The sequence below is a fragment of the Agrobacterium rubi TR3 = NBRC 13261 genome (genome assembly GCF_000739935.1).
Lineage (GTDB): Bacteria > Pseudomonadota > Alphaproteobacteria > Rhizobiales > Rhizobiaceae > Agrobacterium > Agrobacterium rubi.
The window spans coordinates 16,532-39,946 of record NZ_BBJU01000001.1 but is presented as its reverse complement, the minus strand read 5'-3'; the positions used below and the strand labels follow the sequence as shown (position 1 = coordinate 39,946).

19 protein-coding genes are annotated in these 23,415 nt (G+C 56.7%); 6 read left to right on the top strand and 13 right to left on the bottom strand.

Translation table 11 applies throughout. From position 1 onward, the window contains the following. Nucleotide 1 precedes the first annotated feature (1 nt). Both RRU01S_RS00185 and recQ read left to right on the top strand, forming a co-directional pair. Nucleotides 2–2,659, top strand: a complete 2,658-nt coding sequence (locus tag RRU01S_RS00185; RefSeq protein WP_045228225.1) for a nitrate reductase — start codon at nt 2–4, stop codon at nt 2,657–2,659. A 96-nt stretch (nt 2,660–2,755) separates the two neighbouring features. Then, nucleotides 2,756–4,561 (top strand): DNA helicase RecQ, encoded by a 1,806-nt coding sequence (gene recQ, locus RRU01S_RS00180; RefSeq protein WP_045228224.1) that lies wholly within the window; start codon nt 2,756–2,758, stop codon nt 4,559–4,561. Nucleotides 4,562–4,742: 181 nt separating this feature from the next. Here recQ and RRU01S_RS00175 read toward each other — a convergent pair whose 3' ends face one another. The 9 genes from RRU01S_RS00175 to RRU01S_RS00135 form a co-directional block, all read right to left on the bottom strand. Beyond that, entirely contained in the window at nt 4,743–5,114 is a 372-nt protein-coding gene (locus RRU01S_RS00175; protein ID WP_045228223.1) for a hypothetical protein, read from the bottom strand. Between the two features lie 596 nt (nt 5,115–5,710). After that, nucleotides 5,711–6,601, bottom strand: a complete 891-nt coding sequence (locus RRU01S_RS00170) for an N-formylglutamate amidohydrolase (protein ID WP_045228279.1) — start codon at nt 6,599–6,601, stop codon at nt 5,711–5,713. A 12-nt stretch (nt 6,602–6,613) separates the two neighbouring features. Then, nucleotides 6,614–8,161, bottom strand: a complete 1,548-nt coding sequence (locus RRU01S_RS00165) for a gamma-glutamyltransferase (RefSeq protein ID WP_045228222.1) — start codon at nt 8,159–8,161, stop codon at nt 6,614–6,616. Beyond that, the gene (locus RRU01S_RS00160; RefSeq protein WP_045228221.1) at nt 8,161–8,838 is read right to left on the bottom strand and encodes an RraA family protein; all 678 of its coding nucleotides are present in this window, start codon (nt 8,836–8,838) and stop codon (nt 8,161–8,163) included. The genes RRU01S_RS00165 and RRU01S_RS00160 overlap by 1 nt, the downstream gene beginning before the upstream one ends. Further along, complete coding sequence (locus RRU01S_RS00155) at nt 8,835–10,472, bottom strand: ABC transporter ATP-binding protein (RefSeq protein ID WP_045228220.1); 1,638 nt, start codon at nt 10,470–10,472, stop codon at nt 8,835–8,837. Before RRU01S_RS00155 ends, RRU01S_RS00160 begins: the two co-directional genes overlap by 4 nt. A 2-nt stretch (nt 10,473–10,474) precedes the next feature. Then, entirely contained in the window at nt 10,475–11,290 is an 816-nt protein-coding gene (locus tag RRU01S_RS00150) for a creatininase family protein (RefSeq protein ID WP_234936013.1), read from the bottom strand. A gap of 8 nt (nt 11,291–11,298) precedes the next feature. Then, nucleotides 11,299–12,876, bottom strand: coding sequence for an ABC transporter substrate-binding protein (locus RRU01S_RS00145; RefSeq protein ID WP_045228218.1), 1,578 nt, complete (start codon nt 12,874–12,876; stop codon nt 11,299–11,301). 31 nt (nt 12,877–12,907) lie between these two features. Then, complete coding sequence (locus RRU01S_RS00140; RefSeq protein WP_045228217.1) at nt 12,908–13,744, bottom strand: ABC transporter permease; 837 nt, start codon at nt 13,742–13,744, stop codon at nt 12,908–12,910. 10 nt (nt 13,745–13,754) lie between these two features. Further along, entirely contained in the window at nt 13,755–14,675 is a 921-nt protein-coding gene (locus RRU01S_RS00135; RefSeq protein ID WP_045228216.1) for an ABC transporter permease, read from the bottom strand. Between the two features lie 124 nt (nt 14,676–14,799). Between RRU01S_RS00135 and RRU01S_RS00130 the strand changes: the two genes are divergently transcribed. Continuing rightward, a complete protein-coding gene (locus RRU01S_RS00130; protein ID WP_045228215.1) occupies nt 14,800–15,726 on the top strand; it encodes a LysR family transcriptional regulator in 927 nt (308 codons plus the stop codon). Between the two features lie 141 nt (nt 15,727–15,867). On the opposite strand, the gene RRU01S_RS00125 is transcribed toward RRU01S_RS00130, so the two are convergent. From RRU01S_RS00125 to RRU01S_RS00110, 4 genes are all read right to left on the bottom strand, one after another. Beyond that, nucleotides 15,868–16,179: a M20/M25/M40 family metallo-hydrolase gene (locus RRU01S_RS00125; protein ID WP_052815885.1), complete on the bottom strand. Its 312-nt coding sequence runs from the start codon at nt 16,177–16,179 to the stop codon at nt 15,868–15,870. A gap of 296 nt (nt 16,180–16,475) precedes the next feature. Then, entirely contained in the window at nt 16,476–17,120 is a 645-nt protein-coding gene (locus tag RRU01S_RS00120; protein WP_081879957.1) for an SDR family oxidoreductase, read from the bottom strand. 74 nt (nt 17,121–17,194) lie between these two features. After that, complete coding sequence (locus tag RRU01S_RS00115) at nt 17,195–18,601, bottom strand: coniferyl aldehyde dehydrogenase (protein WP_234936014.1); 1,407 nt, start codon at nt 18,599–18,601, stop codon at nt 17,195–17,197. A gap of 11 nt (nt 18,602–18,612) precedes the next feature. Then, on the bottom strand, nt 18,613–19,749 hold the full coding sequence (locus tag RRU01S_RS00110) for an MFS transporter (RefSeq protein WP_045228214.1): 1,137 nt from the start codon (nt 19,747–19,749) through the stop codon (nt 18,613–18,615). A gap of 265 nt (nt 19,750–20,014) precedes the next feature. Between RRU01S_RS00110 and RRU01S_RS00105 the strand changes: the two genes are divergently transcribed. From RRU01S_RS00105 to RRU01S_RS00095, 3 genes are all read left to right on the top strand, one after another. After that, on the top strand, nt 20,015–21,055 hold the full coding sequence (locus RRU01S_RS00105) for an AraC family transcriptional regulator (protein WP_045228213.1): 1,041 nt from the start codon (nt 20,015–20,017) through the stop codon (nt 21,053–21,055). A gap of 114 nt (nt 21,056–21,169) precedes the next feature. Further along, nucleotides 21,170–22,768: a xylulokinase gene (locus RRU01S_RS00100; RefSeq protein ID WP_045228212.1), complete on the top strand. Its 1,599-nt coding sequence runs from the start codon at nt 21,170–21,172 to the stop codon at nt 22,766–22,768. Beyond that, on the top strand, nt 22,761–23,414 hold the full coding sequence (locus RRU01S_RS00095) for a class II aldolase/adducin family protein (RefSeq protein WP_045228211.1): 654 nt from the start codon (nt 22,761–22,763) through the stop codon (nt 23,412–23,414). Before RRU01S_RS00100 ends, RRU01S_RS00095 begins: the two co-directional genes overlap by 8 nt. Nucleotide 23,415 lies beyond the last annotated feature (1 nt).

Sequence of the window (23,415 nt, the reverse complement as noted above, 5' to 3'; positions counted from 1 at the left end):
CATGGCACAAGAGGTCAAGACCACCTGTCCCTATTGCGGCGTCGGCTGCGGTGTGATTGCGAAGATCGAAGACGATGGCGCTGTCACCGTCAAAGGCGATCCCGATCACCCTGCCAATCTGGGACGGCTCTGTTCCAAGGGCTCGGCACTGGCCGAAACCATCGATCTCGACGGAAGATTGCTCTATCCGCAGGTGGATGGCGAGCGGGCAACATGGGAGAGCGCACTTGATCTCGTGGCCTCGAAATTTTCGGACGCCATTGCCGAACACGGACCAGACTCCGTTGCCTTCTACGTCTCCGGCCAATTGCTGACGGAAGATTATTATGTCGCCAACAAGCTGATGAAGGGCTTCATCGGTTCGGCCAATATCGATACCAATTCGCGCCTCTGCATGTCGTCTTCGGTCGCAGGCCACCGCCGCGCTTTCGGCTCGGATACGGTGCCGGGTCTCTATGAGGATATTTTCGAAGCTGATCTGGTCATTCTCACCGGTTCCAATCTGGCATGGTGCCACCCGGTCATCTACCAGCGTCTCGCCGCCGCCAAGGCCGAGCGCCCGGATATGCGCATCGTCGTCATCGACCCGCGCCGCACCATGAGCTGCGATATCGCCGACATGCATCTGGCCATCCGCCCGGATGGCGATGTGGCGCTGTTTACCGGCCTTCTCGCACATCTCGCCAACGGTCCCGCTATTGACCGTGCCTATGTCGAGAGCTTCACAAACGGATTCGATGCCGCCGTTCAATCCGCTGCGGAATACGGCCTCCCCGAAATTGCAGATGCCACGGGGCTGACCATTGCCGAACTCATCCAGTTCTACGAACTCTTTGAGCGCACGGAAAAGACCGTCACCTGCTACAGCCAGGGCGTCAACCAGTCGGAAAGCGGCACGGACAAGGTCAACGCCATCATCAACTGCCATCTTGCAACCGGCCGCATCGGCAGGCCGGGCATGGGACCGTTTTCACTGACCGGCCAGCCCAACGCCATGGGAGGCCGCGAAGTCGGCGGTCTCGCCAATATGCTGGCGGCCCATATGGCCATCGAGAATGCCGGTGATCGCGACCGCGTCCAGCGTTTCTGGAATTCGCCCGTCATTGCCGACAAACCGGGCTTGAAGGCAGTTGATCTGTTCCAAGCGGTGGCCGATGGGCGCATCAAGGCGCTGTGGATCATGGCGACCAACCCCGTGGTTTCCATGCCCGACGCCAGCGCCGTCGAAGCCGCATTGAAAGCCTGCCCTTTCGTCGTCGTGTCAGACATGTTCGCGACCACCGACACGGCAAAATACGCCCATGTCCTCCTTCCCTCGCTCGGCTGGGGCGAAAAGGACGGAACGGTCACGAACTCGGAACGCCGCATTTCCCGCCAGCGCGGCTACCTTCCCGCACCGGCAGAGGCAACGGCAGACTGGTGGCAATTGGCGCAGGTCGGTCAGCGTATGGGGTTTGCCGCAGCGTTCGATTACACCGGCCCAGTCGATATCTTCACGGAACATGCCAATCTCTCCGCCTTCGAAAATAACGGATCGCGTGATTTCGATATCGGCGCATATTCCGCACTGACAAAGCCAGCCTATGACGACCTGTCACCCTTCAACTGGCCGCAGCCATTATCTGGAACCACGCAAACCACACGTTTCTTTGCAGACGGAAAATTCTATCATGCCGATGCCAAGGCCCGCTTCGTCAGCACCGCCCTGCCACAAACATCCCGCATCGATGCGGCCTACCCCCTGACCCTCAACACGGGCCGCATCCGCGACCAGTGGCATACCATGACGCGCACGGGAAAAAGCGCCCGCCTGTCATCCCACATAGCCGAGCCCTTCGTGGAACTGCATCCGCGCGATGCGATGGATGCAGGCATCAACAGCGCCGATCTCGTGGAAATCGAAAGCCCGCTCGGCAGGATCATCGTGCGGGCGCTGGTAACGGACCGGCAGGCGCGCGGCAATCTCTTCGTGCCCATGCACTGGAATGACCAGTTTGCCGCCAATGCCCGCGTCGACAGACTGGTGCCATCCGTAACCGACCCCTTTTCCGGCCAACCGGCATCGAAAAACGTGGCCGTCACCGCGCGCCGCTTTCAGGCGAAAGCCTATGCCTTTGCCGTCACGCAGGCCAAACCGCAGGGTCTCGATTGCGCCTATTGGGCGCTGGCAAAGGCCAATGGCGGCTATCGTCTGGAGATGGCTTTCGAAGACATACCCGACGACTGGAGCGACTGGGCTCGCACCATTTTCGGTATCGATGTCAGCATAGAACCCATCGGCTATGCCGATAACAGCACCAGTCAGATACGGCTCGCATTCTTCGATGGCGACACATTGCTGGCCGCACTTTACGTCGCCGATGCCCCTGTTGGCGTCGCCCGCAACTGGGCGATCTCCCAACTCTCCATCCGCCACGAAGATTTGCGAACCCGCTTTTCCCTCGTCGCAGGCCGACCCGGTGCTGGCAGAGCCGACCCCGGCGCCACCGTCTGCTCCTGCTTCAATGTCGGCGTCAACCAGATTACATCAGCCATTCGTGATGGGTGCCACACCGTCGAAGACATTGGCAAAACCTTGAGCGCTGGCACAAACTGCGGCTCCTGCCGCGCAGAAATCCGCGGCATCATCGAAGGCTGCGTGAAGACCGCAGCGGAATAATCCCTATGCCAGCGTGAAACGAATGGAATGAAAGGGTTGCGATTATTCTGAATATGGAATGAGGTGCGGCACGACCGAATCTCAAAGAAGATATCCGTGAATACTGATCCATTCCATATTCTAAAAACCATCTACGGCTATGACACTTTTCGTGGTCAGCAGGCAGACATCGTCCAGCATGTCATCGCGGGCAACAACGCCTTCGTGCTGATGCCGACAGGCGGCGGCAAGTCGCTCTGCTACCAGATTCCAGCCCTTTCGCGCCCCGGCATGGGCCTTGTCGTTTCGCCGCTGATCGCGCTGATGGTCGATCAGGTGGCCGCTTTGCGCCAGGCGGGTGTGAGAGCGGAAGCGCTGAATTCCAACCTCCAGCCGGATGAGCGCCGCGCCCTGTGGTCCGATATCCGTGCAGGGAAAGTCAGCATTCTCTACGCAGCCCCCGAAACACTGCTGAAGCCTGACGTGCTGGACGCGCTTCAGGATGTGTCGCTATCGCTCATTGCCATCGACGAGGCGCACTGCCTGTCCCAATGGGGCCACGATTTTCGCCCGCCATACCGCCAGTTGGATATGCTAACCGAGCGCTTCCCCAACACGCCGCGCATGGCCCTGACGGCGACCGCAGACGAGCCGACCCGCGCCGAAATTCTGGAACATATGCGTATCGACGGCAAGGACGCCTTCATCGCAGGCTTCGACCGTCCCAACATTCGCTACGCCATCATGGAGAAGGACAATCCGCGATCCCAAGTCAAACGTTTCCTGCGGGATCATCAGGATGAGAGCGGCATCATCTACTGCCTGTCCAAGCGAAAAACGGAGGAGACCGCCGAATGGCTGCGCTCCGAAGGCTATGACGCTCTCTCCTACCATGCCGGCATGGCACGCGAAGACCGTGAGGCAAACCAGACCCGCTTTCAGCATGGCGAGGCCATCATCATGGTCGCCACCATCGCGTTTGGCATGGGCATCGACAAGCCGGACGTTCGCTTCGTGGTGCATATCGATCTGCCTAGCAGCATCGAAGCCTATTATCAGGAAACGGGCCGTGCAGGCCGCGATGGTCTGCCGTCCGACGTGCTGATGCTCTATGGCTCCGACGACATCGCGTTGCGCAATCGATTCATCGAAGAATCCGATGCGTCGGACCAGCGCAAACATATGGAACGGCAAAAGCTGGATGCTCTGCTGGGCTTGGCCGAAACGGCGGGATGCCGCAGACAGGCACTGCTCTCCTATTTTGGAGATACGTGCGAGCCCTGTGGCAACTGCGACACCTGCGCCGAACCACCAGAACTGTTCGACGGCGCCATATCCGCCCAGAAAATCCTGTCCTGCATCTACAGAACCGGAGAGCGCTTCGGCCAAGCCTACATCATCAGCGTGCTGTTGGGCGCCGACGAGGAGCGCATAACCCGCTTCGGTCATGACCAGATTACCACCTATGGCATCGGCAAGGAGCACGATAACCGCACGTGGCGAGCAATCCTGCGCCAGTTGATCGCAGCGCGACTGATCGAAGTCGATATAGCCGGGCACGGCGGCCTTTCGATATCAGAAACAGGCCGCCAGTTTCTGCGCGAAAAACCTATGCTGCTGTTGCGAAAACCTCAGGCGCCGCGCAAAACCAGCCGAGATCGCAATGCGAATGGACGACCAACCGTCAGTCTTCCCGACGAGGATGCGGCTTTGTTTCAGGCCCTGCGCGAGCGCCGAATGGAAATCGCCCGCACCCAGAACCTGCCGCCCTATGTCATATTCCATGACAAAACCCTGATCGAACTCGCAGGTGCCAGACCCACCTCACGGGCCGAAATGGCCAAAGTCCCCGGCGTCGGCGAGGCGAAACTGGATCGCTACGGCCCAGCCTTTCTGGAGGTTATCTCGCAGTTCCAATCCTGATAGCGGTACGCAAGCCACACCACATGGCGCCCATGGAAAATCGAACGCGACCGGAATAAACACAAAGTTGTTAGAGCGGCGGAAAATGAACAGACCTCAATCCCGCCACTCTATGATTGGTTTAAGCTCCGAATTAACCCGACAGCCGTACACGCTTTGAAACGGATAACCGTGGCGTTGCTCAGGCTTCGGCCTTTTCCATGACGTCATCCAGCAGAAAATGTACGATCACATATTTTGTCTGAAAAGGCTTACCGCTATCGGACATATCTTCCTCATATCCGCCATCCTCGGGGTGCCATTTCTGATAATGGGGATTGTTGGTAATGAGCGTGATGGCCTTGCCGAATAACGGCCCTTGAACGCGGTAACGCGCCTCGGCAAGCGGCCATATGCGCTCATAGTCGGCCTGTGTCATGCGCACCTTCAACGCTTGGCGCTTTGTTGACTCTCCATGAGGATGCCCTGCGGGGTCCACCGCCGGCACATCGAGCGTGACCTCCTGCGCATCCCTAAGAATGGAATTAAACTCCTCTGGCCACAACCGTTTCATGAAACGCTCCTCCCAAGCTTTTCTTCGTCATGTATGGAAATATAACGCGTCCCTGCCGGCGCGCAATCCCTCTATTGTGAAAGGAAAGTTCGTCAAATCGTGGTGGTAGTGCGTATTCGGAATGCTCGACAGAAACAGAGTCTACCTTCTTATTAAAAACAGAACGGCCTCCTGCCCGCGTGAATATCTCACGGCCCACCATGGCTTATCGTTTATCTGCCGATTAAAAGATTATGGCGAGGCGCTTTCCTCCAGCTGTCTCGGGTCTCGCGCTAGCTGCTTCAGGGCACAAAAACGCAAATGCCGCCCCTGAGGGCGGCTTGATCAACGTAAATCATTGGGATAATTGGTTGCGGAGGCCTGAGCGCATGGAGACTTGCAAAAGATCGACCGCCTTGATACATTATTAGCCGCCGACGGACTTAAAGGTTGTGAGATAGTTGTCCACTGAATCAAGGCCATCGAACCTTAGTCCAAATCAAGTGACTTTAAGCTTAAGCAGCGCGGTCCGGCGAGCCTCAGTAATCTTTGTGTCGTTCGTCTTGTGGACTATGGCATTGGCTGTGATTAACAATGAGCAACGTTACGCGCCCAGCTCATGGCTTGTCCGACCTGTCATTTGAGACAGCATAATTTCGGAGAATTGTCCCAAGCCTAGCGAGATTTCTCTTCAGTTCTCCATAACCAGCAGTCTTCTCGCGTGTAACCTCATCCATATAAAGCTTGCGGTTAAGCTCGATCTGGATGCTGTGGCGGTTTTTCTCTGGTGCGTTATAGGCTGACACGAGCTCCGCGCCACGAAACGGCACATTGAGAGAAACGGAATAACCGAAACTTTCGAGCGTTCTGATGACCAATTGCACGAATTCCGTTTCACTGCTCGTCCCGTCATAATCCCCGACAACAATGTCTTTTCGCACCGTTCCTGCCGGGTCAGGCGATAGGGCGTGGCCTATGGCGGGCATGGAGTGGCAGTTTACGTGGTAGACGCGACCGAAAGCGTCGTAAGTCTTATCCAGCAACCGGACCAATTGCTGATGATAGGGGCGCCAGTAGGTGTCGATGCGCTTTTCAAGTTCGTTGACGGTCAGTTTCCGGCCATACATAGGCTGGTCTCCCCAGGCAAAACGCCAGGTCAGGCCCATTCCGCGACGCGCCGAGGCGCTGTCTCGCACTGCATGCGGCCACGCGCCATCGATAAGCTCCAGATCAACATCTTGCAGCGAGCGGTTGAGATCGAGAAAGCTTCGCGGGAAGTGAGCCAGAAGCATGGGAGCGCCGATGGAAGGCGCAAAGCCGAACAGGTCGTCGACATAGGTATCGGACGCCATCAACACCAGTTCGTCGGAGACGGCCCGCTCGAAATCAGTTGGGATAATCAGGCCGCTATGGGGCGAGTCGAACACCATGGGGATGGACTGCGCACTTGGCGGCAGGATGGACAGAACGCCCTCGATATCGAGAGGCGAAATCGAAAAATCTTTCATGCCATATTCCATTCATGCAGGGGCAGCGTAAGCCGCAGGATAGGTGGTGTCCGCCATGCCGATAAAGCTTTCGCCACGACGGCCAACCATGCCCGGCGCCGCGAAAGGCCGTGGGAAAACGACTTGTGCTGCGGCTTTGACCTTGGCGATCTCCGATAACGCGGCAATGTGGTCAGCAGGCATATCGACATTGACGATGATGTCTGCATGGGGACCCGTCGTCATGCGCGGGGTGTTCATCGCATCTTCGATATCCATGCCGGCATGCACAATCATGCCGGTCAGTTGCGCAAGCGATGGCACGATCTGGTTGCCCCCGGCGGCGCCATAGGCGGCAAATGTGCCATCGGAATCAGTGAGGACAACGGGGCACATATTGCTCGGCGCATAGGCATTCGGCGTTAGGGAATTGGTACGGCCAGGGGTCGGATCGAACCAGGACATGCCGTTGTTTAGCAGAATGCCGGTCGAGGAGGACAAAGCCCGTGCGCCGAACCGGTTCAGCAAGGTGAAGGTGATTGCCACCATCCGCCCATCGCTATCCACGGCATTGACCTGCGTGGTGCTGGTCTTGTTAGTGGTCTCCGCTGGGTTGAGCCTGCGGCGGTGAGCGCCAAAGGATTCCCAAAGGGCCTGAGACATGGCGGTAAAGAACCGGGCATCTACGGGGCCAATACCACGGGTCTTGTCGAAGAAGGCCAGAGCATCGAACAGGCGCTGCCCTGCACTCGTTTCTCCTGCAACATGGACGGTCTTGCCTTGCAAGGTCATGCTTCGTGCCGGATAAATCCGCGCTTCGTAAGCCGCAAGATCGTCAAGCGTCATGAAGCTGCCGCCCGCTTGCAAATCTGCAATAAGCTTTTGGCCAATGGAACCGCCATAAAGCGCGTCTGGACCATCTTTGGCCAGCGTCTCCAGTGTTTCGGCCAGTGCCGTCAACGGCAGAACGGTACCGGGTTCCGGCGGATAACCATCCGGCATGAACACGCTGCGCGTGCCTTCATCCTTTGCAAGACCGGATGCTGCAATGGCGATGGCAAGTGTAGTGTGCCAATCAACGACGAGACCCTTTCGGGCACGGCCGATGGCAGGTGCAAGTGCTGCGTCAAAACCGATCGTTCCATAGCGCTTCAGCGCCTCTGCAAAACCGAGCACGCAGCCGGGCACGACCGCAGCGGTAAAACCGTCCACATTGCGGTTTTCCAAGGAGGCGGGATGACCGATGAATGTCTTGATGGTGGGGTCAGGCCGGTAAAAATCGGCATCGAAAGAGGATGGCACACGCCCTGTAAATTCGACGGTATCGACCGTTCCATCAGGCTGCGCCACCAGCATGTAACCACATGCCGCGAGGCTGGTCATCCATGGTTCGACCGTCTGTAAAGTGAAGGCTGCGGTCACAGCCGCGTCGACGGCATTTCCCCCGGCACGCAGCACGGCAGCACCGGCTTCCGCCGCCACGAAATGCTGAGACGTGACCACCCCTTTTGGGCTGACACCCGGCGTCTTGCGCGTTGTGCTACGCTCAACGCGCAGATGATCGAATTGTGGATTTTCCATCACTTCGCCTCCAGCGCTGCCGCCACCATGCGGCTTGCGCCAGAGAGATCACCAAGCTTCTCGCCAGCCTCGATCTTGCCCTTGTTGCGCCCTGCCCGCGCCTGCCGGATCATGGCTTCTTCCACGGCCTCTTCCGCCTCATCGACAGGGATGACGAGGATGCCGCTGGCATCTGCAATGACCACATCTCCCGGCATAACAGGCACATTGCCGCAGGACACAGGAAGATTGAGGGAGCCACCCAGATCGTTCAACCGCGTGGTGATGCCGGACACACCGCGCGACCACAAGGGCATGTCCAGATCGATGATTTCCTCAACATCTGTACATGGACCGTCTATGACAACGCCGATGGCTCCGGCGGTTTTAATGGCAAATGCCACCCCGCCGCCGATACAGGCGTGCCTGTCATCGCCGAGGCGATCCACGAAAAGAAAGTCGCCAGGGCGGATGACGGAGACCGCATGGTGGAGCAAGGTGGAATCTGTTGCGGGAATGGCGACGGTGACGGCAGTGCCGACCAATGTACGCCCCGCATCGACAACGGGCGTGATGGAGTGATGGACGAAACCACGGTGGCGAAAATGCCCGATGGTGGCAACCTCGACACTTTCGAACTTGGCCACCAGTTCGGGATCGATCTGCTTTGGTGGGGTGCCGATATGGTACTTCTTCATGACAGGTCCTCTGCAATTTTGGCGGCTTCCGGCTTGTGTTGCCAGCCCTTGCCTGGAACCGCGGCAAGCAATTCTCTCGTGTAGGCGTCTTTCGGCTCGCCAAACAGCGATGCCGGATCGCCCCGCTCAACGATACGACCGTGACGCATGACGGCGATGTTATCGCAAATCTGACTGGCAACCCGCAGATCATGCGTGATGAACAGGATGCCGAAACCAAGCCGTGCCTGCATATTTGCAAGAAGCTCCAGGACCTGCGCCTGCACTGAGACATCGAGAGCGGAAACGGACTCGTCGGCAATCAGCAGTTCCGGCTCGACTGCAAGCGCGCGGGCAATGCAGATACGCTGTCTCTGCCCGCCGGAAAATTCATGCGGAAACCGCGTCGCCGAAGCCGGATCCAGACCGCAGGCCTCCAGCAGATCGAGCGCACGCTGCATGGCGGCTTTCCTGTCCAGACCGTGGACGATAGGTCCTTCGGCAATGGCATCCCCGATACGTTGACGCGGATCGAGCGCCGTATAGGGATCTTGAAAGACGATCTGGACCTTGCGTCGCGCTTCCCGCAGTGCCTTGCCGCGCAGGCCCGAAAAATCGCCATCCGAAATGACGATATCGCCGCTTTCAGGCTGGATAAGGCGAATGACGCATTGCGCCAGCGTGGATTTTCCAGAACCGGATTCGCCGACGAGCCCCAGTGTTTCACCTCGGCGGATGGTGATATCGACGTCGTCTACGGCCTTGACGACACGCCCGGGCCCGAAAACGCCTGACAGGGAAAACGTCTTGATGATGTTTTTCGCGATGAGAACGGGCGTTCCCAGACCCTCCCGTTCCTTGCGAGGTGTGAGCGTCGGCACCGCCGCCAGCAATCGTTTCGTGTAATCCTGTTGCGGATGATTGAGAACGTCGTCCCGCGATCCGATTTCGATGAGTTTGCCCTTTTGCATGACTGCCACGCGGTCGGCAATTTCAGCCACCACGCCGAAGTCATGGGTGATGAAAATAATGCCTGTTGCGTGCCGCTCTCTCAGTTCGAGCATCAGCTTGAGGATTTGCGCCTGTGTCGTCACATCGAGCGCCGTCGTGGGTTCATCCGCAATCAGCACGGATGGTTCGAGCGCGAGCGCCGTAGCAATCATGACGCGTTGGCATTGACCACCGGACAGTTGATGGGGATAGGAATGAAATATCTCTTCAGGGTTGGGCAGTTGAACTTCCTGGAACAGCGTGATGACCCGCTCCTTGATCTCTGCATTCGACAGAGACGTGTGCACCCGAAATGCCTCGGATACCTGTTCACCGATGCGGAAAATTGGGTTGAGCGCGGCGGTCGGCTCCTGAAAAATCATCGCGATGCTGCGCCCGGTGATGCTGCGCCTTGTCGCGTCGTCAATCGTCAGGAGGTTCTTGTCCTCGAATATGACCTTTCCGCTTGGCTTGCCAAGATTGCTGGGCAGCAATCCCATGGTGGCAAGCGCCGTCAGGGATTTGCCGGAACCGGATTCACCCACGATGCAGAGGATTTCACCTTTGGCGACAGTCAGGGACAGGTCCTCGACTGCAAAGCTACGCTCTGCGCCCTGCGGCAAGGGAACGCTCAAGTGGTCGATCGACAGCCTTACATCACTCATGGTCAAATCGCCTTTTGTGTCTGGTGAGACGGTGAGCGCATGTCGAAGGTACGCATGTGATCCACGAAGCGGCTGCAAAAGCCGACGAGATGCTGAACGATCCGCTCGCCTTTTTGGGCTGTTGCGAGCAGCGGATCGCCGCCCAGCATGCCATCGACATTCAATTCATGGCAGTTGAGCGGCACATTCACCGGCATGCCTTCGAACTGGACATTGTTGACCCCACTCGTGGCAAGCCCGAATGCCTTTGCGCGACCGGCTGGTCTTGCGAGGTCCATGCCCAACAACTCCGGAAAGAGATGCATATAGACAGAGGTGAGCGGTTCCCCGCCATGGCCGCGTGCCGCAGCAACCGCCGGACCATGCAATTCCTGCCACAGGGCGTCCGGTATCGACTGCCACAGATTGATCGATACAACCGACACGCCGCGTTCTGCACGAACACGCCGAACCGCCTGATCAATCAACGACGCATTGGTCGTATGACCGTTAAGGATGAGAATATGATCGATGCCGTGATCCAGAAAGGCCGCAACCATATCCTCCACAAGAGCCGTGAAGGTTGCGGGCCGCAACTGGCTGCCGCCGGGAATGGTCTTGAAAAAATCGGCATAGCCGAAAGGCACCGTTGGAGCCACGATGGCGCCGGACATCTCGGCCACCTTGAGCGCGATGGCCTCAGTCAGCATAAAATCACCCATGGGAGCATGGGGCCCCTGCTCCTCTTGGCTGCCGAATGGCAAAAGGATCACGGGTTTTTCCGGCAGACGTTCGCGAAACTCCGCGAACGTCATGTCTTTCAGGGCGTTCTTGCGCATGTTGCTCATCACACCAACTTGAAGTAGTCGCCGTAGATGCGCATTTCACCGTTCGGCTTGAGGCGGAACTCAATGCCGGAACGGTGGGCGCAATTATAGACGCTCTTCCACATGTAATAGCCCGGCGTGACGCGCTGCCACTCATCGGAAAGGGCAAGATACGCGGCCTTGCGCTCCTCGAAATCGATCGCGGAATCGAATTTCTTGCCAAGATCAACGAATTCAGGCGTTGGATCCCAGGTCTTCCAGCTTGCCGTTGAACGCGATGCCGTTGGACCCCAGTCCAGCCAGAGCGGCTGATACGGGTCTCCCGGAATGAAGTCCGAACTCATGGACATGTTCATCATGTGGTATGGCCGACGATAGACCAGTTCGAAATTATCCAGCACCTGCGCCTGCACATTGACGCCGATTTCGCGCCACTGCTCGATCATGATTTCGGCAGCCGCTTCGTAGTTTGGATAGAACTGGCGCGTGATATGCCAGATCAGCGTTTCACCCTTGTATTTCGTCTTGGCAACCAGCGCCTTGGCAGCCTCGACATCATAGGGAAGCTTGACCGGCAAATTTGGATCGTAGAACTTGCCGTATTCCTTGAAGTTGAAGGGCACAGCTGGATGTTCGGTCGTTCCGTTGAACAGCGCCTGAACAATGGCGTTCATATCGATGGCCTGAACCATGGCGTAACGCAGGTTAGGATCGACCAGCGGATTGTCCACGGGGTCTGGCCGCGTGTTGAACGCAATCGCCGGGTAATTATCCGCCAGAACGCGCTTCAGCGTAACACCATCATAGCTTTCCAACGATGCTTCCTGATCGGTCGGAATATTGACGATGAAGTCGAACTCCTTCGAGACCAGACCCGCCATGCGTGCAGCAAATTCGGGAATGATCTTCCAGTTGACCTTCTGCGCCGGAGGAGGCCCCGCCCAATATTCATCGAACGCATCGAGGACCATGATCTCGCCCGAACGGAAGGTTGTGACCTTGTAGGGTCCGGTACCGATCGGCTTTTGACCAAATGCATCGACGCCCACTTCCAGATAATATTTCTTCGGCACCACGAAGCCGATATAACCGGTCAACTTGGCTGGAATGTTGGGATCGGGTGCGGCGGTCTCGATTTCGAACGTATATTTTCCGGTTGCTTCGACCCGCTTGAAACCCGCCGTAAATGTCTTGCCACGCGGTTCGAATGGTTTCTCGCCCCAAAGACGCTCTGGCGACAAAGTGAAGACCGCATCCTCGGCAGTCATTTCGCTGCCATCGTGGAATTTCACGCCCTCGCGAAGGGTGAATGTCCAGATATTGCCCTTCTGCTCCCATTTGGTTGCAAGCTTGGGCGCGAAGATCAAACCATTCTCGTCATTGATATAATCCCGCTCGACCAGCGTATCGTAGAAATTCGGAAAGATGCGACGGGATGTGGTGGAGATGCCGTTGATCGGTGCCATCGTCGCCCACAGATTATCGACGGCGATGTTGAGTGTGGGCCGTTGCTGGGCCTGCGCCAACGGCACCCGGCCTGCCAATGTGACTGCGCCTGCTGCGAGCAGGAGAGTTCCAACTTCACGCCTGGTAAACATGTTCCACCTTCCTTGATCTTGTTTTATTTATTTACGCGTTTCGTCCCTGAAGCATCGGGTCCAGCCGGTCGCGCAGCCAATCGCCGACGATACTCATCGAGAGTGTTACGAGAAAAATCACCGTGCCGGGCACAACAGAAATCCACCAGGCGGTCGAGAGGTAGTCTCGGCCATCGCCAAGGATCTGACCGAGGCTCGTCTGCGGTGCCTGGACGCCGAGACCGAGAAAGCTGAGCGACGTCTCGAGCAGGATGATTTGCGGAAATGTCAGCGTCACCTGAACGATCAAGGCACTTGCGACATTGGGCAGCACATGCCGCACATAGAGCCTGCTATTGCCAGCGCCCAGTGCGACGATGGCCTTGGCATAGGGCTGGTTGATCGCCGACAGCACGACACCCCTGGCAAGACGAGCATATTTTTCCCATCCAAACAGTCCCATCAGCAGGATGAACAATGTCAGACTGTTGCCAAAGAATGCCAGAAGCGTCAGCGTGATGAGGATAAACGGCAGCGATGCCTGGAAATCCACCAGCATCATCAGCACTTCATCCACCCAGCCGCGGAAATGGGCGGCAATGAAGCCGATAAGAGATCCGAAAACGGCGCCGATGATCGTCCCTGCCATGGCGACCGTGAGGGACATCTGCAAACCGGCAATGACACGGGCGACCATATCGCGACCGATGCGATCTGTTCCGAGCGGGAAATCCGGGTTCCCGCCGAGGAAGGCAGGGGGCTTCAGACGCGCAAGCAGGTTTTGTTGCGTGACGCCGTGCGACGTGAAGATATTTCCGACGATGGCGATGAACACCGCCAGTGCCAGCACGATCACAGCGAAAATAACAATGGGAGAGCGGCGCTTCATCGTGATCGTCCTAGTTCGAGACGCGGATGCGCGGGTCAAGCAAACCATAAAGCAGGTCCACGATGAGGTTGGCCATGACCATGGTAACAGCCATAATGAGAACCAGCGCCTGCACGACGGCAAGGTCGCGAGACGACACGGCTGTCACGAGCAATCTGCCGACGCCGGGCCAGGCGAACACTGTTTCCACCACAATCGCACCGCCAATGAGTTCGCCCAGATTAAGGCCGATAATGGTGATGATCGGGATGCCCGCATTGGGAAGTGCGTGGAACACGATGCGTTTCCAGTAACTGACCCCTTTTGCCGCGGCAGCGCGGATATAGAGTTTATCAAGCACTTCCAGCATGGCCGAGCGCGTAAAGCGCGCGAGCGTTCCGGCCGTAAATGTCGCAAGCGTGAGTGCCGGCATCAGGACATGCCATATCGTTCCCGTCCCGGAACTGGGAAGCCATTGCAGGCCAAGCGAAAACAACAGGATCAGAAGAATGCCGAGGAAGAAATTCGGGATGGCAAATCCGAATACGGCTGTGGCCATGATCAGATTATCGAAGGGCGAGCCACGCTTGATGGCGGCGATGATGCCTGCCGGAATGCCGATCAGGATAGCGCCCGCATAGGCAAACAGCCCGAGCATGATCGTCCACGGCACTCGCTCCGCAATGATGTCGATGACCTCCCGACCGTCGCGGTAGGAAATGCCGAACTGGCCCGTCGCCATCTGTGCGATGTAGCGAAAATATTGGACCCAGAGTGGGTCATCGAGCCGCCATAGCGCTCGAAACTGTTCGATTTCATCAGGCGTTGCATCTGCCCCGACAAGGGCCACGACCGGGTCTCCGGACGTTCTCAGAACAACGAAAGTAAAGGTCACGATGAACCACAGCGTCAACGCTGTGCGTAGTATTTTCAGCAACCAGAAGCGTGTCATAGGGCTCCGTTTTCTGGAATTGATGTTTCAGCTATTCCCGTTATTTCATTTGTTTTTTTCAGATAATCACGGAAATAAATTATTATCTATTACAAAATAAGCCGGATATTGATATCTGTAGGATATGAAATACGGCATAGAGTTTCGTCACCTTCACTATTTTGCCTGCGTCGCGGAAGAGCTGCATTTCAGCCGCGCGGCAGACCGGCTTGGCATGGCACAAGCGCCTCTCAGCCAGCAGATTCGTCAACTTGAGGAACGCATCGGAACGCGTCTTCTATCGCGCACGACACGCAGCGTGAAACTGACGCCGGCGGGAGAGATTTTCCTGCGTCATGCAATGGAAATACTAGGTGGCATCGACAGGGCGGTCACGCACACCCGTTCTATTTCCGGCGACGATAGTGGAAAGATTTACGTGAGCGGCGTTCACGTTGCCCTGTCGCATGTGCTGCCTAGCGTCATTGCCGAGTTTCACAAGCAATATCCGAATATCCAGGTCGATGTGCAACTGCTTGGCACCGCCAGCCAATTGGAGATGCTTCAGAACGGAACCGTTCAAGTGGCGTTCATCCGCCCCACCAATCCCGCGGGCTTTCTGAAAACCGAGCATCTGCTGAAAGAAGGCTTTGTGGCAGTGCTCCACAAGGACCACCGCTTGGCCACGCAGGAGGCCGTCAGTGTGAAGGATTTCGCCGGTGAACCCATCATCACCTATGCGCCAACCGTTGGTGCAAGTTATCACCATGTCATCATGGATGCGTTTCGGCTCGCAGGGATCTACCCCATGGTGGTTCAGGAAGTATCGCACACGCTTGCCATAGCCACACTTGTTGCGGCGGGCGTCGGCATCGCCATCGCGCCGTCATGGCTCGCCCACAATCTCAGCCCACATCTTGTTTACCGCCCACTTACCGAGATTCCAGACGAAGTGGAACTAGTTGTGGGATGGCAAGCCAATGAAAAATCAAAGGCCGTTCTTGATTTCGTAGAGTTTTCCAGGCGGCAGTTTTCTGGACGAAACCGTCTTCTACCTGCGGATATCGTATAATGTCCCCTATGCTTCCCTAACCGCTAGAGTGCTCGGCTGGAGCAAGTCCTCACAGTAGTCGCCATTCTGGACTTAGCCGACAAGATGTGTGTGCAGCTTCATGACATCCAAGCCGCACAAAACGCGCATCTAGACCAACCGTCACCGGAGAGATGAACTTCTAGTCTGCACGATGGAAGCGAGAAGGGCAGCGCCGACTGGAATGATATCATCGTCAAACTCATAGGATGGATTATGCAGCGGGGCAGTGTTTTCCTGGCCGATGAAAAAATGTGCGCCAGGAACGATGTTCAACATGTCCGCAAAGTCTTCACTTGCCATGAACGGTGGGTAATCTGCCGCCACTTGACTTGCTCCAAGCAGCGAACTTGCGATGTCGACCACGGCTTGTGTTTGAGCAGGATGATTGGAAAGCACGGAGAAGACATTTCGGATATCGACGTCGATCTCCACGCCATAGAGTTCTTCACAGCTCTTTGAAGCCCTGACGCATCTTTCGCGTACGAGCTAGCGTCCTTCATCCAGAGCGCGGATCCTTCCACCCAGCGCCACGACGTCAGGATGACGTTATAGGCTGATACAGCCAACATTTTCGTGTCCCTGGTAGGCAGGATCGAAAGTGAGCGTCACGAACCCTCGCGCCGTCAGCCTTTTCGCATAGTTCGCACCGATCTGTTCCTTGACGCTACTGCCCGGCGTCGCAATCACCACGGCTGCCAAGGATCGGTTACCATGTTCCCTTTGCGGGGTCAGAAGATGCCAGCGAGAGTTATGCTGCGATTTTTGAACGATACATCCTGCGGACCGGAAGACACGAGCATCTCCTTTGAATTGGTGTGTTGATCAAATGTCGGTGTCGCTCTTAATCTGTCTAGGAGGAACTTTGAAGGCATTTCGGGAATGCGGCCGTTGAGCGGAAACGAAGACGCAGTCAGGAAACCTGCGTTGTCACTCGCGAGATAGCCTGCCGTCGAGGCGAGTTTTTCCAGTGTGCCGAAGCGTCCCATCGGCATATGCGTGAACCGGCGCGCAGCCTGCTCGGGTCCGATTCTATCGAACTTCGTCCTGATCTCAGACGTTTCGATCGGACCGATCGCGAACGAGTTAAGTCTTACATTGCTGCACGCAAGTTGAACGCCGAGATCGCGTGAAAGCTGCTCCACACCGGCCTTTGCGGCGTTGAACGCCATCTGAGCGGTCGCCGATCCCATTCCTGCTAGGAACGACGCTGTGTTGATGACCGACCCCGTGGACGAACCCTTTCCCATATACGGGATGGCATGCTTGCAACTAAGCCATGTCGTCGTGAGGATGGAGGAGATAACCCGGTTCCATGTGTCACCCCACGCGCCCTCAACTGCAGCTGGGCATGCTATCAGCCTCCTGTTCTGCATCTCAGACAAGGCGCGATTATAGGCGTCACCACTAACGCGCAGGAGATCAGGATACGAGTAGCTGGGAATCTACATCAGCGTTTTAGAAATTTAGCGAGCAGTCTTGTGATGCGGCCATAGGGAGGTGCGGCTAGGCGTGCGGGGTTAAAAACGCGAACCTTTGCAATGCCTTTCGCGTGGGAAAACCGCTTGAAACCTTCATAGCCATGATAGGCACCAATTCCACTTGAACCGACGCCGCCGAAGGGCAAATCATTTTGCGTGATGTGCAAAAGCGTCCCGTTGATGGTCACATTGCCCGAGATGGTCTTGTCGAGGAGCTTTCGTTGCACTGCTTTCTCGTGGCTGAAGATGTAGAGCGCCAAAGGGTGAGGGCGAGAACAAATAAAGGTTATGGCTTCGTCGATCGTATCGTAGGGTATAATCGGTAGAACGGGGCCGAAAATCTCTTCCTCCATCAGCAGGCAGTCCATGGGAGGGTCGATCAACAGGGTCGGTTGGATGCTGGTGCCGGATTTCGGCAAAGGGATATCCACCTCCACAATCCTGATGCCACGCTCCCGGCACTCTCTCAATCCCTTGACAAGACGCTCGTGGGCGCGGAGACCTACGATGCTTGTATAGTGCTCGGGAGCCGTCATGGCCGGATAGAGGCGATGAATTTGGCTGACAAGCGCAGTAACGAATTCCGTAACCTTTGCTCTTTGAACAAAGACATAGTCCGGTGCGATACATGTTTGCCCCGCATTCATCAGCTTTCCAAATGCGATATCCTTCACCGCACTGGCCACCGGGTAGTCCGGCGCGATAATAGCCGGGGATTTCCCGCCTAGTTCCAGCGTAATCGGAGTCAAATTGGCCGCTGCCGCTGCCATCACCTTTTTCCCGACAGTCGTGGACCCCGTAAAAAGCAGGTGATCGAACGGCAAGGCTGAAAACGCAGCCGCCACCGCGACGCCGCCTTGGGCAACTGTTACCTCTTGCGGCTTGAAATATTCTCCTACGAGTTTTGTCAGCAACGCCGACGTTTCCGGAACCAGTTCGGACGGTTTGATCATTGCGCGGTTTCCAGCCGCCAGAACGTCAATCAAGGGCCCAAGAGCCAGAAGCAGTGGATAGTTCCAGGGCGCCATGATGCCGACGATGCCGAGTGGCTGATACTGAACCCAATTGGACATTTGCAGGAATTCGATGGAGCGGCCCCGCCGCTCGGGTCGCATCCAGTTCCGCAGATGGGAGCGCGTGTGGCGCAAGGCCCCCATAAGGGGAGCGATCTCCAGCATGATTGTTTCGTGCGGGGAGCGGTGCCCAAAATCTTTGGAAACGGCGGCGCATAATTTTTCTTCATGTGCTTCAAGCAGACGACCGATCCTGTCAAGCCTTTCGCGCCGAACGGCGAGTGACGGAAACGGGTCCTGCTCGAAGGCATTTTTCTGATGCGTCAGACTGATGTGCATGTGCTGATGGCCGTTATCGGTCAAGGATTGCTCCACTATTTCAATTTTGCAACAACGTTAAGGCCACGATGAAGGTGTCCAAATACAACGATTGCGCACATGGCTGCAACCGCAAGGGGCAGGAGACATGCCCATGCGACTGCGGAAGGCCCTGCCGTTTCAAAAACGGGTCCGGCAATGGCGGTGCCGACCGTAGCCCCAACGATAGCAATTACCAGAATACGCGACATTAACGAGCCGTCCGGGTCGTTTTCCGTCAGTACTCCCGTTACGAAGGGCGTGACGATGAAGAAGCCGATATTCACCATGATCTGTGCTGTGATGAAGACCGTTGCGGTATAGATGTTGAAGAAATAGTAGATCGATACGGCCATCACGAAAAAGCCCAACACGACGAACGGAAGGCGCTTGGCCTTGTCGCGGGTCATCGAGGGAATGATGGCTCCTACAAAGCCCGCCAGCGACGATACGGCGAGATAGAGACCGACCTCACTATTGCTGAGACCAACACGCTCAGCGACATAGCCACAGATTGCCCATTGCCCGGCCTGCACGGCATAAACAAGGAAGACGATCAGCATGGTCAAGATTATTTTGGGGCGATCGAGTTTCGATTGAAGCGTGGCGACCGGCATGAATTTCGGGCGCTTCGCCATCAACAGAAAGAAAGGCGCCATCAACGCCATGAAGGCCGCCAATATGAGAAAGACCGGCGCACTGGTTTCCTGATGAGGCATCAAGGAAACGACGAAGAGCAAAACGCCCATTGCCACGCCGCCGATGAGAGCAAGCACGCCCCAAAGTCGTTCGGCATTGGCCAGCGAGGCGAGATTCATAGAAATGAGACTGAAGACTGCACCTTCGCCGAGGCCTGCCACAAGGCGCGCAGCCGCAAGTGCAAAAGGTCCTTGTTGCCAGAAACTTGACGCCTCTCCCAAGATGACGGCCAGCAACCCTCCGATGGCGACGAGACGCCAGGATCGCATTGCAAGCTTCGGCAAGAAAATGCCGTAGATCGCGATACCAGCCAATTCTGCACTGGCGACGACAGTGGCAAGGCCTTCGTCGTAACCGGCTAGTTTGCTCATCGCCAGAACAACGACCGGCATCACCATCGTGCCGTTGAGCGCGACTGCATAGGCAGCGCTCAATCCCAAAATCCAAGAGATCATCGAACTTCCCCTACGAGGTTCATTGGAAGCGGTGCCTAGATCGGGTCTTATCGCTGCCTTGCCAAACAGAATATGATGCGCGTGAAAGGCAGCAAGAGATATCCGGGCCTGTTTGGGGTCATAACCGGCCAAATCTTGACCGATACAGGGAGATTGGCTTGACTGACGAGACGTCTTTCGCATGACAATGACCCGCATCAGATTTGAGGAAGTTCGTTGCGTTAAGGCTGGGTGTCAGTCTGCTGGATAGACGGGAGGAGCCGATATGAAGTCAGTCGATACACGTTATATGACGGCGAATATTCCGATATTTCTGATACGCAGTCTGGTAAAGACACTTGGCGATTTCAATCTTGACGCATCCCGCCTTTTCGTCGGGCTTGGACTGACGATCGATGATCTGGATGACCCCGCATGTAGGGTCTCGTTTCGTCAGGGCCGGGAAGCGATATTCAGGGCAACGCAAATGGCCAAGGGGCATGCGCTGGGGCTTGAAACTGGCTTTCGAGAAAAAATCACCTCGGTAGGTTTTGTCGGCTACGCGATGTTGACAGCACCCACGGTCGGCGAAGCTGTCAAGCTCGGACTTCAGTTCCAGCGGGATACTGGAAGCATGCTGGAGTTTGACACACGTCCCACGAAAGAAGGCATCATCGTTACCGCAACCAGCCGGTTCCACGACCCGGAGATATATACATTTCTGGTGGAGGAGGCTTTTGCCAGCTTCATGGGTATTGCCGTCGGACTTGTTGGTGAGGAGTTCCGTCCTCTCAAGGTCAATTTCGCTTATCCCCCACCGACCCATGCCGCAGCCTATCATCGGGTTTTTGGTTGCGCCGTCGAGTTCGGCCAGATGGAGAATGCTTTCCTCTACGATCCCGTTTGGTACAAACGCCCGCTTGCTACGGCGGACCCTTTCACCCATCGTCAAATTCTCGAGTTCATGGCCTTCAACCGAACCCGCTCTCGCGAGGCGGCCGAAATAACCGAGTCCGTTGAACGCGTGCTCCGACAGAAGCTTCAGGACCGTATCACCATCGCAAAAGTCGCCCGTGCGCTGGGTATGAGCGAGAGAACGCTGCGCCGCAGGCTTGCGGAAAACGACGTCTCATTTCAGAGCCTTCTCGATGGGTTGCGTAAGAACCGCGCGCTGGAGCTTCTCGCAAATCCCCAGATGTCGGTGGAGCAGATCGCCTTTGCGGCGGGCTTCACAGACCCCCACAATTTCCGCCGCGCCTTTCGCAGGTGGACGGGAACGACACCCGGCGCAATGCGAAGTCACATGTCGTCAATTTGGCCGGAATAGACCCTCATTAGGACAGCTTGGCCGCTTATGAGCCGCCACCCACCGCGCCTATCATCTGCTCACCAATTAAAAAGAAGGCACGTCTGGATTGTTGTCCGGCGAGGCTGTGGGGACATGTTGAAGGTGGAGCAGTATATACTTGCTATAGACCTGGGAACGAGCGGCTGCAAAGTCGGGTTGGTGTCGATTACGGGCCAAGTCGTGGCGTGGGCATTTCGCTCCGTCCAACTGACCGTTGTAGACAGCATCGGTGCAGAGCAGAGGCCTGACGACTGGTGGAATGCTTTTCTGGGTGCCGCACAGGAGGTGCTGGCACAGGACCTCGTGCCACGCTCGAATATCGTGGCTATCTGTTCCTCTACGCAGGGCGAAGGCACCGTTGCCGTGGACCGGGATGGCCAGCCTTTGATGAATGCAGTCCTTTGGCTCGATATGCGCGGCGCACGGCATCTCAAGCAGGAGATGCGCAGCTCTTTGAAAGTGGCTGGTTATGACCCGATCAAGCTGCAAAAATGGATTCGGCTTTGCGGTGGCGCACCAGCGCTGTCTGGAAAAGACCCCGCGGGGCATATGCTTCTGATCCGTGACGCCTTTCCCGAAATTTATGCGCGCACCTATAAATTTCTGAACGTGCTGGATTACTTTAACCTGAGACTGACGGGACGCTTCGTTGCCACGCAGGACTCGATCCTCACCTCATGGGTGACCGACAATCGTGACGTGGATAATATCCGCTACGATGACGGATTGATCGCGATCAGCGGCATCGACAAGTCAAAATTCCCCGAGCTAGTCCGCTGCACAGATGTCATCGGCACCATCCTGCCGTCGGTCTCCGAGGCACTCGGCCTTTCTGCGCAGACGCAGGTGGTGGCCGGTGCTATAGACAATACGGCGGCGGCCTTGGGGGCTGGCACGCTGGATGACTATGATTGCCACCTCTATGTCGGATCTTCTTCCTGGATTGCCGCGCATGTGCCCTACAAGAAAACCAGCGTTCTCGATCAGATCGGGTCCGTACCTTGCGCGGTTCCCTCCCGCTATCTGATGATTGCCATGCAGTCGAGCGGGGCCAATAACATCACGTTCCTCAAGGATCGGATCGTGTTCCACGACGATGGTCTGATTGATGCCGAGCCGTCCGTCGATACCTACCGTGTGCTGGATGAAATCGCTGCGCGTATGCCTATCGGAGCGGATGGGGCGATGTATCTACCCTGGCTGTTCGGTGAGCGCTGCCCGGTGGACGACCAGTCGCTTAGGGCCGGGCTCTTCAATCTCAGTATGGAGCATAACCGCGAGACAATAGTGCGCGCGGTGTTCGAAGGGGTGGCGCTCAATACACGATGGATGATGAAGCCGATCACCCGTTTCATGGCACGGAGACCAAAGGCGATCACCATGATCGGTGGCGGCGCGATGTCCAACGCCTGGTGCCAGATTTATGCGGATATTCTCAACGTTACCATCCGGCAGCCGCACGATCCCATGAAGGCGAACAGCCGGGGTGCGGCTTTCATCGGTGCCCATGGTCTTGGCCTTATCGGGATGGATGAGGCGGTTCGTCATGTGAAGATCGAACGCTTCTACGAGCCCAATCCATCCGCGCGGCAATTTTACGACGAACGTTTCGGCATCTTTACGGAACTCCATCGGCGTCTTGCACCGCTCTATCAAAAACTTAACGGCTCGAAGGGCAGGAATAATGACTAGGTTCAAAGCGGTGCGGCAGGACATTACCGATATGTGCCGTTATCTGGCAGACCATGGGTATTTCGCCGGAACGGGCGGCAATATCGGTGTGCGCGTCGATGATGACTTGATGGCCGTGACGCCATCCGCCACCGACTATTATGGTATCGGTCCTGAAGATGTGCCCATCCTGCGGCTGGATACGCTGGAGGTCGTCGAGGGCGATAAGACGCCGACAGTGGAGAAAGGGCTTCATTCCCGCATGCTGCGGATGCATCCCTCACGACGCGCCAGCATTCACACCCATCAGCCTATCGCCAGTGCCGTCGCGCTGCTGCACGAGGTTCTGCCGTGGATACAGGGCAGCGATCTGAACCTTTTCGGTCCGCATGTGGCGGTCATTCCCTACAGGCCGTCTGGCACGGGCATGCTGGCCAAGGCTTTCGAAAAGGCGATGCGGCCGAACATCTATGCCTATCTTATGGCGAGCCACGGCGTCATTTGCTCGGGCGATAATCTCAAGACTGCTGCCAGCATGATCCGCCGGATCGAAGCTTCCGCAGCAGTTCATCTGCGCAACCGCATCACTCAACGCGCCAGCCTCGACAAGCAGCTTCAGGCGTTTCTCGTGAACGTTTTGGACAAGGCCGAGCTTAAAGGAGCATGAC

Excerpts from the sequence above, each read along its gene's own strand:
- RRU01S_RS00105 (WP_045228213.1), top strand. The coding sequence starts at position 20,015 with ATGAAGTCAGTCGATACACGTTATATGACGGCGAATATTCCGATATTT.
- RRU01S_RS00185 (WP_045228225.1), top strand. The coding sequence starts at position 2 with ATGGCACAAGAGGTCAAGACCACCTGTCCCTATTGCGGCGTCGGCTGC.
- RRU01S_RS00140 (WP_045228217.1), bottom strand. The coding sequence starts at position 13,744 with ATGAAGCGCCGCTCTCCCATTGTTATTTTCGCTGTGATCGTGCTGGCA.
- RRU01S_RS00110 (WP_045228214.1), bottom strand. The coding sequence starts at position 19,749 with ATGATCTCTTGGATTTTGGGATTGAGCGCTGCCTATGCAGTCGCGCTC.
- RRU01S_RS00100 (WP_045228212.1), top strand. The coding sequence starts at position 21,170 with ATGTTGAAGGTGGAGCAGTATATACTTGCTATAGACCTGGGAACGAGC.
- RRU01S_RS00170 (WP_045228279.1), bottom strand. The coding sequence starts at position 6,601 with ATGAAAGATTTTTCGATTTCGCCTCTCGATATCGAGGGCGTTCTGTCC.
- RRU01S_RS00175 (WP_045228223.1), bottom strand. The coding sequence starts at position 5,114 with ATGAAACGGTTGTGGCCAGAGGAGTTTAATTCCATTCTTAGGGATGCG.
- RRU01S_RS00120 (WP_081879957.1), bottom strand. The coding sequence starts at position 17,120 with ATGCAGAACAGGAGGCTGATAGCATGCCCAGCTGCAGTTGAGGGCGCG.
- RRU01S_RS00160 (WP_045228221.1), bottom strand. The coding sequence starts at position 8,838 with ATGAAGAAGTACCATATCGGCACCCCACCAAAGCAGATCGATCCCGAA.
- RRU01S_RS00155 (WP_045228220.1), bottom strand. The coding sequence starts at position 10,472 with ATGAGTGATGTAAGGCTGTCGATCGACCACTTGAGCGTTCCCTTGCCG.
- RRU01S_RS00145 (WP_045228218.1), bottom strand. The coding sequence starts at position 12,876 with ATGTTTACCAGGCGTGAAGTTGGAACTCTCCTGCTCGCAGCAGGCGCA.
- RRU01S_RS00165 (WP_045228222.1), bottom strand. The coding sequence starts at position 8,161 with ATGGAAAATCCACAATTCGATCATCTGCGCGTTGAGCGTAGCACAACG.
- RRU01S_RS00095 (WP_045228211.1), top strand. The coding sequence starts at position 22,761 with ATGACTAGGTTCAAAGCGGTGCGGCAGGACATTACCGATATGTGCCGT.
- RRU01S_RS00150 (WP_234936013.1), bottom strand. The coding sequence starts at position 11,290 with ATGCGCAAGAACGCCCTGAAAGACATGACGTTCGCGGAGTTTCGCGAA.
- RRU01S_RS00130 (WP_045228215.1), top strand. The coding sequence starts at position 14,800 with ATGAAATACGGCATAGAGTTTCGTCACCTTCACTATTTTGCCTGCGTC.
- RRU01S_RS00135 (WP_045228216.1), bottom strand. The coding sequence starts at position 14,675 with ATGACACGCTTCTGGTTGCTGAAAATACTACGCACAGCGTTGACGCTG.